Origin of the sequence: Streptomyces sp. NPDC014764 (genome assembly GCF_043082785.1) — a bacterium.
In the GTDB taxonomy this organism is placed as follows: Bacteria; Actinomycetota; Actinomycetes; order Streptomycetales; family Streptomycetaceae; genus Streptomyces; species Streptomyces althioticus.
This window is the reverse complement of the sequence record NZ_JBIBXY010000010.1, coordinates 48,285-62,311: the sequence shown is the minus strand read 5'-3', so window position 1 is coordinate 62,311 and position 14,027 is coordinate 48,285. Positions and strand designations below refer to the sequence as shown.

Genomic DNA, 14,027 nt, shown 5'->3' with positions numbered 1-14,027 from the left:
GGAGGCGCTGTGAGCAGCGACCCGTGGGGCCGCGTCGACGAGACGGGGACCGTGTACGTGCGTACGGCCGACGGCGAGAAGGTCGTCGGTTCCTGGCAGGCCGGCTCCCCTGACGAGGCGCTGGCCTACTTCGAGCGCAAGTACGAGGGCCTGGTTGTCGAGATCGGCCTCCTCGAGAAGCGGGTGAGGACCACCGACCTGTCGTCCAAGGACGCCATGGCCGCGATCGACCACCTGCGCGAGCAGGTCGACGCCCATCACGCGGTCGGCGACCTGGACGCCCTCAGGGTCCGGCTGGACAAGCTCGTGGAGCTGGTCGACAAGCGCCGCGAGGAGCGCAAGGCACAGCGGGCCCGGCAGTCCGAGGAGGCGCGGCAGGCCAAGGAGGCGCTGGTCGCCGAGGCCGAGGAGCTGGCGCAGTCCGACCAGTGGCGCGCGGCCGGCGAGCGGCTGCGGGCCCTGGTGGACACCTGGAAGGGTCTGCCGCGGCTGGACCGCAAGTCCGACGACGAGCTGTGGCACCGGTTCTCGCACGCGCGGTCGGCGTTCTCCAAGCGGCGCAAGCAGCACTTCGCGCAGTTGGACGCGCAGCGCGAGGACGCCCGGCGGATCAAGGAGCAGCTGGTCGCCGAGGCCGAGGCGCTGTCGGGCTCGACGGACTGGGGCCCGACCGCGGCCCGGTACCGCGACCTGATGGCGCAGTGGAAGGCCGCGGGACGGGCCCAGCGCGAGCACGAGGAAGAGCTGTGGAACCGCTTCCGCGGCGCCCAGGACGTCTTCTTCGCCGCGCGTTCCTCGGTGTTCGCGGAGCGTGACGCGGAGCAGGCGGAGAACCTCAAGCTCAAGGAGGAGCTGGCCGGCGAGGCGGAGAAGCTCCTGCCGATCACGGATCTGAAGGCCGCCAGGGCCGCGTTCCGTCAGATCAACGAGCGCTGGGAGGCCATCGGCCATGTGCCGAGGGACGCCCGCCCGAAGGTCGAGGGCCGGATGCACGCCGTGGAGCGCGCGATCCAGGAGGCCGAGGAGGCCGAGTGGCGCCGGACCAACCCGGAGGCGCGTGCCCGGGCCGAGGGTCTGACCGGTCAGCTGCAGGCCGCCGTGGACAAGCTGAAGGGCCAGATCGAGCAGGCCCGCGCGCAGGGCAACACCGCGAAGGCGGAGAAGCTGGAGCGCGAGCTGGAGGGCCGCCAGGCCCTGCTGGGCCAGGCCCTGAAGGGTCTGCAGGAGTTCGGCGGCTGAGGGCGGGCCGCACGCACGACGAAGGGGCCGCCGTACCCGGGGTACGGCGGCCCCTTCCGTTGCCCGGCGCGCTTCCTAGCCTCGGTTGCGGGCCGAGGTGACGCGGTAGACGTCGTACACGCCCTCCACGCCGCGTACGGCCTTCAGGACGTGACCCAGGTGCTTGGGGTCGCCCATCTCGAAGGTGAAGCGGGAGGTGGCGACCCGGTCGCGGGAGGTCTGGACGGCCGCGGACAGGATGTTGACGTGCTGGTCGGACAGCACGCGCGTGACGTCCGACAGCAGCCGGGAGCGGTCCAGCGCCTCGACCTGGATGGCGACGAGGAACACCGAGGACTGGGTGGGCGCCCACTCGACCTCGAGGATCCGCTCCGGCTCGCGGGACAGCGAGTCGACGTTCACGCAGTCGCTGCGGTGGACCGAGACGCCGCTGCCGCGGGTGACGAAGCCGATGATCGGGTCGCCGGGCACCGGGGTGCAGCAGCGGGCCAGTTTGACCCACACGTCCTCGACGCCCTTGACGACGACGCCCGGGTCGGCGCTGGAGCGGCGCTTGCGGCGGCTGCGGGTCGGCGGGACCGACTCGTCGATCTCCTCGGTGGCCGCCTCCTCGCCGCCGAGGGCCTGCACCAGCTTCTGCACGATGTTCTGCGCGGAGACATGGCCCTCGCCGATCGCCGCGTACAGCGCGGAGATGTCCGAGTAGCGCATCTCGTGCGCCAGCGTGACCAGCGAGTCGCCGGTGAGGATCCGCTGGATCGGCAGGTTCTGCTTGCGCATGGCACGGACGATGGAGTCCTTGCCCTGCTCGATCGCCTCGTCGCGGCGCTCCTTGGAGAACCAGGCGCGGATCTTGTTGCGGGCGCGGGGCGACTTCACGAAGCCGAGCCAGTCGCGGGAGGGGCCCGCGCCGGCCGCCTTGGAGGTGAACACCTCCACCAGGTCGCCGTTGTCGAGGGTCGACTCCAGCGGCACCAGTCGGCCGTTGACCCGGGCGCCTATGGTCCGGTGGCCGACCTCGGTGTGGACCGCGTACGCGAAGTCCACGGGGGTGGCGCCGGCGGGCAGCGCTATGACGTCGCCCTTGGGCGTGAAGACGAAGACCTCGTTGCGCGAGAGGTCGAAGCGCAGCGACTCCAGGAACTCGCCCGGGTCCTCGGTCTCCTTCTGCCAGTCGAGGAGCTGGCGCAGCCACGCCATGTCGTTGAGGTGGTCGTCCTTGCTCTTGCCGGACGACTTGGGCGCGTCGGTGCGGATCTTGGAGGCTCCGGCGACGGCCTCCTGCTTGTACTTCCAGTGCGCGGCGATGCCGTACTCGGCGCGGCGGTGCATGTCGAACGTGCGGATCTGCAGCTCGACGGGCTTGCCGCCGGGGCCGATGACCGTCGTGTGCAGCGACTGGTACATGTTGAACTTGGGCATCGCGATGTAGTCCTTGAACCGGCCGGGGACCGGGTTCCATCGCGCGTGCACCGTGCCGAGGGCCGCGTAGCAGTCGCGGACGGTGTCCACGAGGACGCGGATGCCCACCAGGTCGTAGATCTCCGCGAAGTCACGGCCGCGGACGATCATCTTCTGGTAGACGCTGTAGTAGTGCTTGGGGCGGCCGGTGACGGTGGCCTTGATGCGGGCGGACCTGAGGTCCTGCTGCACCTCGTCTGTGACGATGGCGAGGTACTCGTCGCGCTTGGGGGCGCGCTCGGCGACCAGGCGGACGATCTCGTCGTACATCTTGGGGTAGAGGATCGCGAAGGCGAGGTCCTCAAGCTCCCACTTGATGGTGTTCATGCCCAGGCGGTGGGCGAGCGGCGCGTAGATCTCCAGGGTCTCGCGCGCCTTCTTCTCCTGCTTCTCGCGCTTGAGGTAGCGCATGGTGCGCATGTTGTGCAGGCGGTCGGCGAGCTTGATGACCAGGACGCGGGGGTCCTTGGCCATGGCGACGACCATCTTGCGCACGGTCTCGGCCTGGGCGGCCTCACCGAACTTGACCTTGTCCAGCTTGGTGACGCCGTCGACGAGCAGCGCGACCACGTCGCCGAAGTCGCGGCGCAGGTCCTCCAGGCCGTACTCGGTGTCCTCGACCGTGTCGTGCAGCAGTCCGGCCATCAGCGTGGCCGGGTCCATGCCCAGCTCGGCGAGGATGGTGGTCACCGCGAGCGGGTGCGTGATGTAGGGGTCGCCGCTCTTGCGCTTCTGGCCGCGGTGCCAGCGCTCGGCGACCTGGTACGCCTTCTCGATCTGGCGGAGCGTGGCGTTCTCGATCTTGGGGTCGTTGCCGCGCACGATCCGCAGCAGCGGCTCCAGCACCGGGTTGTAAGGGTTGGCCCGCTGGACGCCGAGCCGGGCCAGGCGGGCGCGGACGCGGTTCGAGGAGCCGGAGCGGGGCTGGCCGGTGTTGGGGCGGGCCAGGGACGCGGAGCGCTCGGGAGGGGATGGCTTGGGGCGCGCCTGCTCGGGCTTGTCCACGGGAGCCGCCTGGGCACGCTGGACCGGCCCGCGGGTGTCGTTCTTCGCCTGGGGCGTGTCCGGCGCGGGCTTGGCCGCCGGGGCCGAGGCGGGCTCGGGCTTGGCGGCGGTCAGGTGCTGGGCCTCGTCTGGCAAGAGGGCTCCTCGTGCGCGATCCGGGTCCCCCGGTCAGGCTCCGGAGACCCCATGGTAGCGAGCCCGGGCCCGCCGATCGCCTCCGGAACGGTGTGAGGACCGTCAACAGGAGAAACACACGAGGCGGACGCCGGATTCCTCCGGGTCCGCCTACGTGGTGCTTCCGAGGGCCGTCTCCGGTGCCCCGGGGCCCTCAGACCGTGAGCAGCGCCTTCAGCGGGGCGCCCGCGAGGGCGGGCTCCAGCCGGGCCCGGCCGCCGAGGAAGCCGAGCTCCATCAGCACGGCGAGGCCCGCGACCCGGGCGCCCGCCCGGCGGATGAGCTGGAGGGACGCCTCGGCGGTGCCGCCGGTGGCCAGGACGTCGTCGACGACCAGGACGCGGTCCTCGGCGCCGAGGTCCTCCGCGTGGACCTCGATCTCGGCCGAGCCGTACTCCAGGTCGTACGACTGGCTGAGGGTGGCGCCGGGGAGCTTGCCCGCCTTGCGGACGGGGATGAAGCCCAGCCCGGCGCGGACGGCGACCGGGGCGCCGAGGATGAACCCGCGGGCCTCCAGGCCGACGATCTTGGTGGCGCCGGCCCGGTGGGCGACGTCCGCGAGGGCGCCGGTGAGCGCGTCGAACGCCTTGGGGTCGGCCAGGAGCGGGGTGATGTCCTTGAACATCACGCCCGGCTCCGGGTAGTCCGCCACGTCCCGGATACGGCTCAGCAGCAGGTCGGACAGGTCGGCGTGGTCGGTCATCGGCGCTTCCCCGAGGGTCGGCCGCGGCCACGGGCGCGGGACGCCGGCTGGTTGCGGGGCCCGACGACCGCCGCCGCGACGTCGGCGGGCTCGTCGTACTCGTCACCGGTCACCGGGGCGTCCTGCCCCTCGTCCGGGTCGCCGCCGTGGGCGCGCTTGGCCAGCACGCGCTTCTTCAGGCTCTTCATGGCCGGCTCGCGCTCCTTGAGGTCGGCGACGAGCGGGGTGGCGATGAAGATCGAGGAGTACGCACCGGCGGCGAGACCGACGAACAGCGACAGGGAGATGTCGTTCAGCATGCCGGCGCCGAGGACGCCGCCGCCGATGAACAGCAGGCCCGCCACCGGAAGCAGCGCGACCACCGTGGTGTTGACCGACCGCACCAGGGTGCTGTTGATCGAGCGGTTGGCGATCTCGCTGTAGGTCCAGCGGTTCTGCTTGGTGATGTCCTTGGTCTGTTCCTTGAGGCTGTCGAAGACGACCACCGTGTCGTACAGCGAGTAACCGAGGATGGTGAGTAGACCGATCACCGTGCCGGGGGTGACCTCGAAGCCGACGAGGGCGTAGATCCCGACCGTGATGGTGATGTCGTGGATCAGCGCGACGAACGCGGCCAGGGCCATCCGCCACTCGAAGGCGATCGCCAGATAGATCACCACCAGGATCAGGAAGATCCCCAGGCCCTGCCATGCCTTGTTGGCGATCTGCTCGCCCCAGCTGGGACCGACCAGTTCGGCGTTGATCTTCTCGGCGTCGACCTTGAGGTCGTCGGCGAGCCGCTCCTTGATGGTGTCCGAGGTCTTGGTGTCGATGCCCGCGACCTGGATGCGCATGCTGCCGTCGCCGAGCTTCTGGACGATGGCGTCATGGCCGGAGGCGTCCTCCGCGAAGCCCTCGGCGGTGGACACCGAGACGCTCATGTTCTTCGGGGTGGTGAAGACCGCGCCGCCCTGGAACTCGATGCCCATGTGCAGGCCGCGCACCGCCAGGCCGGCGATGGCCAGGATGGTGATGAGGATCGAGACGCCGTACCAGATCTTGCGGTTCTTGACGAAGTCGTAGCCGATCTCGCCGTGGTGCAGTCGGGCGCCGAGGGTGCCGAGCTTCGACATCTCTCACGCCTCCTTCGTCTGGGCAGGGGCGGAGGGACGGCGGGTGCGGCGCAGCGGCGGTTTCGCGCCCAGCGCCTTCGGGTCGAGACCGGACCACTTGTGGCCGCTCGCGAAGAACTTGCGGCGGGCCATCAGCGTCAGCAGCGGCTTGGTGAAGAGGAACACCACCACGACGTCGAGGACGGTGGTCAGCCCCAGGGTGAACGCGAAGCCCTGCACCTTGCCGACGGTGACCACGAAGAGCACCGCGGCGGCGAGGAAGGACACGAAGTCGGAGACCAGGATGGTGCGCCGGGCGCGCGGCCAGGCCCGCTCCACGGAGGGGCGCAGGGAGCGGCCCTCACGGATCTCGTCCCGGACCCGTTCGAAGTAGACGATGAACGAGTCCGCCGTGATGCCGATGGCGACGATGGCGCCGCAGACGGCCGGCAAGTTCAGCGCGAAGCCGATGGTCGGGCCGAGCAGCGCCATGATGACGTAGGTGAGGGCCGCGGAGACCAGCAGCGACGCGATGGCGATGAACGACAGACCGCGGTAGTAGAAGAGCAGGTACAGGATCACCAGCGCGAGGCCGATGGCGCCGGCGATCAGACCGGCCTGGAGCTGCTCGCCGCCGAGGGCGGCGGTGACGGTGGTGACGCTGTCCTCGCGGAAGGTCAGCGGCAGGGCGCCGTAGGACAGCATGTTGGCCAGGTCCTGCGCCGACTGCTGCGTGAAGTTTCCGGAGATCTCGGCGTTGCCGCCGGTCAGGGCCTGGCGGACGTACGGGTCGGAGACGACCTCGCCGTCGAGGACGATCGCGAACTGGTTCTGCGGGGACTGCTTCTGCGCGAGCTGGCCGGTGATGTCGGCGAACTTCTTGGAGCCCTCGCCCGTGAACTTCATGGTCACGGTCCAGCCGGCGCCGGAGGTGGTGTTCAGGAGGGCATCGGCCTCGTCGACGTCGGTGCCGTCGACGGCGGCCGGGCCGAGGATGTACTTCTGCCACTGGCCCTCGGAGTTCTGGCCGCAGGCGACGGTGGGGTCGGTGGCCTTGGCGCCGTCACCGGCCGTGGCGCGGACGCTCTCCTTGGTGCAGTCGAGCTTGGCGTACGCCTCCTGGAGCTTCGCGTCGGGGTCGGCGGCACCGCCCGTCGCGGACGGGGAGGGGCTGGCCTTGTCCGTGGCGGCCGGGCTCTCGTCCGCCTTCAGGGCGTCGGTGACCGCGCGGCCCTGGGTGGTGGCGCTCGCCGAGGGGTCGGCGGACGCCGAGGAGCCGTCGGTGGCCTCCTGGCTCGCGCCGTCCGTCGCCTTGTCGCCGGACTTGTCACCGGAGGGATCGGCGGAGGGCTCGCCGGTCGGGCTGGGCTGCGGCGCGGCGCCGCCCCCGGCCAGCTCGGTGGCGATCACGGGACGGAAGTAGAGCTTGGCGGTGGTGCCGACCTGTTCCCGGGCCTGCTTGGAATTCGTGCCCTTGGGAATGTTGACGATGATGTTGCGGTCGCCCTGCGTCTGGACCTCGGCCTCGGAGACGCCCAGACCGTTGACACGCCGCTCCATGATGGAGACCGCGGTGTCCATGTTGGTCTTGTTGATCGCGGACTCCTGGCCCGCCTCGGGGACCGCTGCCAGCGTGATGCTCGTTCCGCCGGCCAGGTCGATGCCGAGACGCGGAGTGGTGTGCCCGGAGGCGAACATCCCTCCGGTGAGTGCCACGATGGCGATCAGGATCAGAGCCAGCGAGCGCCACGGCTTGCTTGTGGCGCTCGCGTTCCGTCCCTTTTTGAGTGCTGCCACCTTCTCGTACTCCCTCTCGGGCCGCCTCGTCCCCGGTCGGGAGGCCGGCGGCCATGACGTTATGTCGGGATGGTCCCGTGCGAGCCGGGCATGCCCCGGGGCGCGCGGGCCGTACCCGCGCGCCCCGGAACGCGGCTACTTCGCGTCGGAGTCGCCGTCGGACTTCTTCGCGCGCGAGTCCGCCGTGGCGTCGGCGGGCTCGTCGTCCGCGTCCTTCTTGCCGAGGTCGACAGGCGTGTCGTCGGAGTCGGCGGCAGCGTCGGAGGCGTCGTCGGTCTCGGTGAGGGAGGAGGCGTCGTCGGGGACGACGTCGGCGTCGGACTGCAGGTCGTGCTCGATGCCGTGCACGATGCGGTTGTACTCCTCGTCGGTCAGGACGGCACCGATCGAGTTCTTGGCGAACAGCAGCTCCACACCCGGCCCGGCGTCGAGGAGGACGGTGTCCTCGCTGACCTCCTTGACCGTGGCGTACATGCCCCCGATCGTGCGGACGCCGGAACCGGGCTGCATCTGGTTCCGCATCTCGATGGCCTGCTGCTGCTTCTTCTTGGCCGACCGGGTCATCAGGAACATGGCCCCGATGAGCACAATGAACGGGAGGAGGGTCAGGAGACTCACGGGTCGGAACTTCCTTCACACGACCGCGATGGTGAACGGCCTGATGGTTGGGGGTATGTGGTGCCGCCGACAAGGGCGGCATCGGCGGAGTCTAAGCGAGTCCGCACCAAGGGAACAACGCTCAGCATGGCACCGGGGTTCCTGCCCGGGCCAGCGTGCTCGCCGTCACGCCCCGAACAGGTCCCCTTGTCCGTTTCCGGTTGCCTGCGAGCGCGGCGGCGTGAGGCCGAGATGCGACCATGCCGCGGGCGTCGCCACCCGTCCCCGCGGGGTACGGGCGAGCAGACCCTCCCGCACCAGGAAGGGCTCGGCCACCTCCTCCACGGTCTCACGCTCCTCCGCCACCGCGACGGCGAGCGTGGACAGGCCGACCGGACCGCCGCCGAACAGCTTCAGCAGCGCCTCCAGCACCGCCCGGTCCAGCCGGTCGAGGCCGCGGGCGTCCACCTCGTACACCGCGAGGGCCGCGGCGGCGACGTCCTGGGTGATCCTGCCGTCCGCCTTGACCTGCGCGTAGTCCCGGACCCGGCGCAGCAGGCGGTTGGCGATGCGGGGCGTGCCGCGGGAGCGTCCGGCGATCTCGGCGGCCCCCGCGGCGTCGATCTCCACGTCGAGCAGGGCCGCCGAGCGGTGGACGACGCGCTCCAGCTCGCCCGGCTCGTAGAACTCCATGTGCGCGGTGAAGCCGAAGCGGTCGCGCAGCGGAGGCGGCAGCAGGCCGGCCCGGGTGGTGGCGCCGACCAGGGTGAAGGGCGGCAGCTCCAGGGGAATGGCGGTGGCGCCGGGGCCCTTGCCGACGATCACGTCGACGCGGAAGTCCTCCATCGCCATGTACAGCATCTCCTCGGCGGGCCGGGACATCCGGTGGATCTCGTCGAGGAAGAGGACCTCGCCCTCCTGGAGGGAGGACAGGATCGCCGCGAGGTCGCCCGCGTGCTGGATGGCGGGGCCCGAGGTGATGCGGATGGGGGCTTCCATCTCGGCCGCGATGATCATGGAGAGGGTGGTCTTGCCGAGGCCGGGGGCGCCGGAGAGCAGCACGTGGTCGGCGGTGGCGCCGCGGGCGCGGGCGGCGCGCAATACCAGGTCGAGCTGCTCGCGGACCTTCTCCTGGCCGATGAACTCGCCCAGGTCCTTGGGGCGCAGCGCGGCCTCGACGGCCTGGTCCTCGCGGTCGGCGACCGATTCCACCAGCCGCTCGGAGGCGGTGGTGTCGTTCGTGTCGTCCCAGTTCATGTGCGTGTGCCTCAGCTCTCCGTACGGACTCGGGCGCGTTCGTGGACCCGCGGGCGGCGGTCGCGGTCCGCGGTCATCTGGCGCGGTTCAGCGTCTGGAGGGCCGCCTTGAGCAGCTGCCCCACCGGTACGGCGCCCTCGGCGGCCTCCGCCTGGGGGGTGACCGCGGCCACGGCCTCGTCGGCCTCACGGGTCGCGTACCCCAGTCCGATCAGGGCGGCGTGCAGCTGGTCGCGCCAGCCGGTGGTGACGGGCGCGCCGACGGCGGGGGCGCCGGTGGGCTCGCCGAGCCTGTCCTTCAGTTCGAGGAGGAGCTTCTGAGCGCCCTTCTTGCCGATGCCGGGGACGGCGGTCAGCGCCTTCTCGTCACCGGTGGCCACCGCGCGGCGCAGGGCGTCGGGGCTGTGCACGGCGAGCATGGCCTGGGCCAGCCGGGGGCCGACGCCGCTGGCGGTCTGGAGCAGCTCGAAGACCTGGCGGCCGTCCTCGTCGGCGAAGCCGTACAGCGTGAGGGAGTCCTCGCGGACGACGAGGGAGGTGGCGAGCTTCGCGGGCTGTCCGACGCGGAGCGTGGACAGCGTGTCCGGCGTGCACCGGACGGCCATGCCGACACCGCCGACCTCGACCACCGCGGTGTCGGGGGTGAGGGCGGCGACCGTGCCGCTGACGAAGGCGATCATGCCGTACGGCCTTTCGATGCGTGGCGGGCCGCGGGGGTCCGCGGGGTGGTCGGCGGGGTCCGCGCCGCGTGGGCGGCGGCGGCCTGCTGGAGCCGGTTCTGGGCGGGGGCGCGCCAGATGTGGCAGATGGCGAGGGCCAGGGCGTCGGCGGCGTCGGCGGGCTTCGGCGGTGCGTCGAGCCGCAGCAGGCGGGTCACCATGGCGCCGACCTGGGCCTTGTCGGCGCGGCCCGAACCGGTGACGGCGGCCTTGACCTCGCTCGGCGTGTGCAGCGCGACGGGAATGCCGCGGCGGGAGGCGCAGAGGATCGCCACGGCGCTGGCCTGGGCGGTGCCCATCACCGTGCGCACGTTGTGCTGGCTGAAGACGCGCTCCACGGCGACGAACTCCGGGCGGTGCTCGTCGAGCCACTGTTCCAGGCCCTGCTCGACGGCGACCAGACGGTGCCCGAGGTCGGCGTCGGCGGGCGTGCGGACCACGCCCACGCCGAGCATGGTCAGCGGGCGTCCCGCAACCCCCTCGACGACGCCGACACCGCACCGGGTCAGCCCCGGGTCCACCCCCAGCACGCGCACGCGTCGCCCCCTTGCTCGATCACCTGTTTGTGCAGGCTATCGGGTGCCACCGACAAAGCGGCGGGCCGACGGGGTGTGTCCCGTCGGCCCGCCGCCCCGATACGCGTCAGGCGTCGACCTTCTCCATGATCTCGTCGCTCACGTCGAAGTTGGCGAAGACGTTCTGCACGTCGTCGCTGTCCTCCAGCGCGTCGATGAGCTTGAAGATCTTCTTGGCGCCCTCCTCGTCCAGTTCGACCTGCATGGTCGGGACGAAGTTGGCGTCGGCGGACTCGTAGTCGATGCCGGCGTCCTGCAGCGCGGTGCGCACGGCGACCAGGTCGGTGGCCTCGCTGAGCACCTCGAAGGACTCACCGAGGTCGTTGACCTCCTCGGCGCCCGCGTCGAGGACGGCGGCGAGGACGTCGTCCTCGGACAGCTCGCCCTTGGGGACGATCACCACGCCCTTGCGGTTGAACAGGTACGACACGGAACCCGGGTCGGCCATGGAGCCGCCGTTGCGCGTCATCGCGACGCGCACGTCCGAGGCGGCGCGGTTGCGGTTGTCGGTGAGGCACTCGATGAGCACCGCGACGCCGTTGGGGCCGTAACCCTCGTACATGATCGTCTCGTAGTCGGCGCCACCGGCCTCCAGGCCGGCGCCGCGCTTCACCGCCGAGTCGATGTTCTTGTTGGGGACCGACTGCTTCTTCGCCTTCTGGATGGCGTCGTAGAGCGTCGGGTTGCCTTCGGGGTCGGCTCCGCCCATCCGGGCCGCGACCTCGATGTTCTTGATGAGCTTCGCGAAGAGCTTGCCGCGCTTGGCGTCGATCACGGCCTTCTTGTGCTTCGTCGTGGCCCATTTAGAGTGGCCGGACATCTGCCTGTCTCCTTCGCGTAACCCATCTCTGCAACGAACGCAGGAATCCTACAAGGACTCGCCCCGCCGGACGGCCCGCACCATGTCGGTGAAGAGGCGGTGCACCCGGTGGTCCCCGGTCAGCTCCGGGTGGAAGGACGTCGCCAGCGCGTTGCCCTGGCGGACCGCGACGATGTGTCCGCCGTGCTCGGCGAGCACCTCGGCGGACGCGCCGACGGACTCCACCCAGGGGGCGCGGATGAAGACGCCCTCGACGGGTCCCCCGGCGACTCCCTCGACCTCGACGGCGGCCTCGAAGGACTCGTTCTGCCGTCCGAAGGCGTTGCGGCGCACGATCATGTCGATGCCGCCGACGGTCTCCTGCCCGGAGCGCGGGTCGAGGATCTTGTCGGCGAGCATGATCATGCCGGCGCAGGTGCCGTAGACGGGCATACCGGCGCGCACGCGGGCGCGCAGGGGCTCCATCAGCTCGAAAAGCACGGCCAGTTTGGAGATCGTGGTGGACTCCCCGCCCGGGATCACCAGGCCGTCGACCTCGGCGAGCTCCTCGGGGCGGCGGACGGGCCCGGCCACGGCGTCCGCCGCGGCCAGGGCCGTCAGATGCTCCCGTACGTCGCCCTGGAGTGCGAGCACTCCGATCACGGGAGCGGTCATCACCAGCCCCGGTTGGCGTAGCGCTCGGTCTCGGGCAGGGTGTCGCAGTTGATGCCGACCATGGCCTCGCCCAGGTTCCGGGAGGCGTCCGCGATGATCTTCGGGTCGTCGTAGAAGGTGGTGGCCTTCACGATGGCCGCGGCGCGCTTGGCGGGGTCGCCGGACTTGAAGATGCCGGAGCCGACGAAGACGCCCTCGGCGCCGAGCTGGCGCATCAGCGCGGCGTCGGCCGGGGTGGCGACACCGCCGGCGGAGAACAGCACGACGGGCAGCTTGCCCAGCTCGGCGACCTCCTTGACCAGCTCGTACGGGGCGCGCAGCTCCTTGGCGGCGGCGTACAGCTCGTGGTTGTCGTAGCCGCGCAGACGGGCGATCTCGTTCTTGATCTGCCGCAGGTGGCGGACGGCCTCGACGACGTTGCCGGTGCCGGCCTCGCCCTTGGAGCGGATCATCGCAGCGCCCTCGGCGATGCGGCGCAGGGCCTCGCCCAGGTTGGTGGCGCCGCAGACGAAGGGAGTGGTGAACGCCCACTTGTCCGAGTGGTTGACCTCGTCGGCCGGGGTGAGCACCTCGGACTCGTCGATGTAGTCGACGCCGAGGGACTGGAGCACCTGGGCCTCGACGAAGTGGCCGATGCGGGACTTCGCCATCACCGGGATGGACACGGCGTCGATGATGCCCTCGATCATGTCCGGGTCGGACATACGGGCCACACCGCCGTCCTTGCGGATGTCGGCCGGGACGCGCTCCAGGGCCATGACGGCGACGGCGCCCGCGTCCTCGGCGATCTTCGCCTGCTCCGGCGTGACGACGTCCATGATCACGCCGCCCTTGAGCTGCTCGGCCATGCCGCGCTTCACGCGCGCGGTGCCGGTCTCGGGACCCTGGTTTTCGGAGAGCGTGCTGGACACGAATGACCTCGCTGAGGTGAAGGGGATTCTGCAGCACTGAGGAAACGTGACCGGAGCAGGCCACAGCAAGGGCCAATGATGAGCCTGTGGCTCGTTTTCGGTCGGGGACGGCGGGCCGCGTGGCCGGAAACCGCTGTCAGGCGGCCCGCTCGATCAACGCCGCCGGCGGCTCGTCGTCCATCTCGAAGGCCATCGGGAACGGGGCGTGTCCGGCCAGCCGGAACCAGCGCACCTTGCGGTGCAGCCGCAGGGCGCGGGCGGCGCGCACGGCGTCGTTGTGGAAGCGGCGGGCCATCGGGACCCTGCGGACGGCCTCGGCGAGCTCGAGGGCGGCCTCCTCTCCCCCGGGCGCCTCCCGGACCGCGTCCACCTGCTGGGCGTCGGCGAACACCGCCCGCAGCGCCTGGCTCAGCTCGCTCTCGGCGACCTCGCGCTGCTCCTCCACGGCCTGCCGTGCCGCGTGCGCGGCCTCGTACAGCACGATCGAGGCGGCGGGGTCGAGCACCCCGGAGGTGGCCAGTTCCTGCGCCACGGAGGCGCGGCGCAGGAGTTGCGCGTCGAGCGCGGCACGGGCGGCGTCGATCCGGGCGTGCAGCCGGTCCAGGCGCCCGGCCGTCCAGCTCAGGTACAGGCCGACGGCGACGAGGACGACGAGGATCCAGATGAGGGTTGGGGTCACGGGCGGCAAGGCTAGTACCGGCGGCGCCGGTTGCTGTCCCTGGGGCTGCGCCCCGGGTGCGGGCCGGCCCTGGCCTGTCGCGCAGTTCCCCGCGCCCCTGAAGGGCGTTCACCCCCCGCCGACTGCGGGCAATCGTCCCGCAAGGGCGGCACGGGCGGGCGCAGGCGGCACCCCCTCGGCGGGCCCCGCTTGCCGCACCGCACCCGCGGCCAAGAGCCTGCCTCCCGCCGTCGTACGCCGAGTGCGGGCCGGCCCTGGCCGGTTGCGCAGTTCCCCGCGCCCCTGAAGGGCGTTCACCCCCCGCCGACCGCGGGCAATCGTCCCGCAAGGGCGGCACGGGCGGGCG

At 71.2% G+C, this 14,027-nt stretch carries 13 protein-coding genes; 1 reads left to right on the top strand and 12 read right to left on the bottom strand.

What is annotated here, in order from left to right; translation table 11 throughout:
• Nucleotides 1–9 precede the first annotated feature (9 nt).
• A complete protein-coding gene (locus ACF1AG_RS23155; RefSeq protein ID WP_359605653.1) occupies nucleotides 10–1,239 on the top strand; it encodes a DUF349 domain-containing protein in 1,230 nt (409 codons plus the stop codon).
• 75 nt (nucleotides 1,240–1,314) lie between these two features.
• Here ACF1AG_RS23155 and relA read toward each other — a convergent pair whose 3' ends face one another.
• The 12 genes from relA to ACF1AG_RS23095 form a co-directional block, all read right to left on the bottom strand.
• Entirely contained in the window at nucleotides 1,315–3,840 is a 2,526-nt protein-coding gene (gene relA, locus ACF1AG_RS23150) for a GTP pyrophosphokinase (protein ID WP_359605655.1), read from the bottom strand.
• A 193-nt stretch (nucleotides 3,841–4,033) separates the two neighbouring features.
• The gene (locus ACF1AG_RS23145) at nucleotides 4,034–4,582 is read right to left on the bottom strand and encodes an adenine phosphoribosyltransferase (RefSeq protein WP_391810341.1); all 549 of its coding nucleotides are present in this window, start codon (nucleotides 4,580–4,582) and stop codon (nucleotides 4,034–4,036) included.
• Nucleotides 4,579–5,694, bottom strand: coding sequence for a protein translocase subunit SecF (secF, locus tag ACF1AG_RS23140; RefSeq protein WP_359605659.1), 1,116 nt, complete (start codon nucleotides 5,692–5,694; stop codon nucleotides 4,579–4,581). The genes ACF1AG_RS23145 and secF overlap by 4 nt, the downstream gene beginning before the upstream one ends.
• Nucleotides 5,695–5,697: 3 nt before the next feature.
• A complete protein-coding gene (secD, locus tag ACF1AG_RS23135) occupies nucleotides 5,698–7,470 on the bottom strand; it encodes a protein translocase subunit SecD (protein WP_359605661.1) in 1,773 nt (590 codons plus the stop codon).
• Nucleotides 7,471–7,605: 135 nt separating this feature from the next.
• Nucleotides 7,606–8,088, bottom strand: coding sequence for a preprotein translocase subunit YajC (gene yajC / locus ACF1AG_RS23130; RefSeq protein ID WP_359605759.1), 483 nt, complete (start codon nucleotides 8,086–8,088; stop codon nucleotides 7,606–7,608).
• Nucleotides 8,089–8,253: 165 nt separating this feature from the next.
• Nucleotides 8,254–9,324, bottom strand: a complete 1,071-nt coding sequence (gene ruvB, locus ACF1AG_RS23125) for a Holliday junction branch migration DNA helicase RuvB (protein ID WP_391810340.1) — start codon at nucleotides 9,322–9,324, stop codon at nucleotides 8,254–8,256.
• Between the two features lie 73 nt (nucleotides 9,325–9,397).
• Entirely contained in the window at nucleotides 9,398–10,003 is a 606-nt protein-coding gene (ruvA, locus tag ACF1AG_RS23120; RefSeq protein WP_359605763.1) for a Holliday junction branch migration protein RuvA, read from the bottom strand.
• The gene (ruvC, locus tag ACF1AG_RS23115) at nucleotides 10,000–10,578 is read right to left on the bottom strand and encodes a crossover junction endodeoxyribonuclease RuvC (protein WP_359605765.1); all 579 of its coding nucleotides are present in this window, start codon (nucleotides 10,576–10,578) and stop codon (nucleotides 10,000–10,002) included. Before ruvC ends, ruvA begins: the two co-directional genes overlap by 4 nt.
• A 106-nt stretch (nucleotides 10,579–10,684) precedes the next feature.
• Nucleotides 10,685–11,437 (bottom strand): YebC/PmpR family DNA-binding transcriptional regulator, encoded by a 753-nt coding sequence (locus tag ACF1AG_RS23110; protein ID WP_033275074.1) that lies wholly within the window; start codon nucleotides 11,435–11,437, stop codon nucleotides 10,685–10,687.
• 48 nt (nucleotides 11,438–11,485) lie between these two features.
• Nucleotides 11,486–12,091, bottom strand: a complete 606-nt coding sequence (gene pdxT, locus ACF1AG_RS23105) for a pyridoxal 5'-phosphate synthase glutaminase subunit PdxT (protein WP_359605767.1) — start codon at nucleotides 12,089–12,091, stop codon at nucleotides 11,486–11,488.
• The gene (pdxS, locus tag ACF1AG_RS23100; protein ID WP_048458196.1) at nucleotides 12,091–13,002 is read right to left on the bottom strand and encodes a pyridoxal 5'-phosphate synthase lyase subunit PdxS; all 912 of its coding nucleotides are present in this window, start codon (nucleotides 13,000–13,002) and stop codon (nucleotides 12,091–12,093) included. The genes pdxT and pdxS overlap by 1 nt, the downstream gene beginning before the upstream one ends.
• A gap of 136 nt (nucleotides 13,003–13,138) precedes the next feature.
• Nucleotides 13,139–13,681 carry a hypothetical protein gene (locus tag ACF1AG_RS23095; RefSeq protein ID WP_359605771.1) on the bottom strand — a complete coding sequence of 181 codons (543 nt, stop codon included), beginning with the start codon at nucleotides 13,679–13,681 and terminating at the stop codon, nucleotides 13,139–13,141.
• Nucleotides 13,682–14,027: the final 346 nt, after the last annotated feature.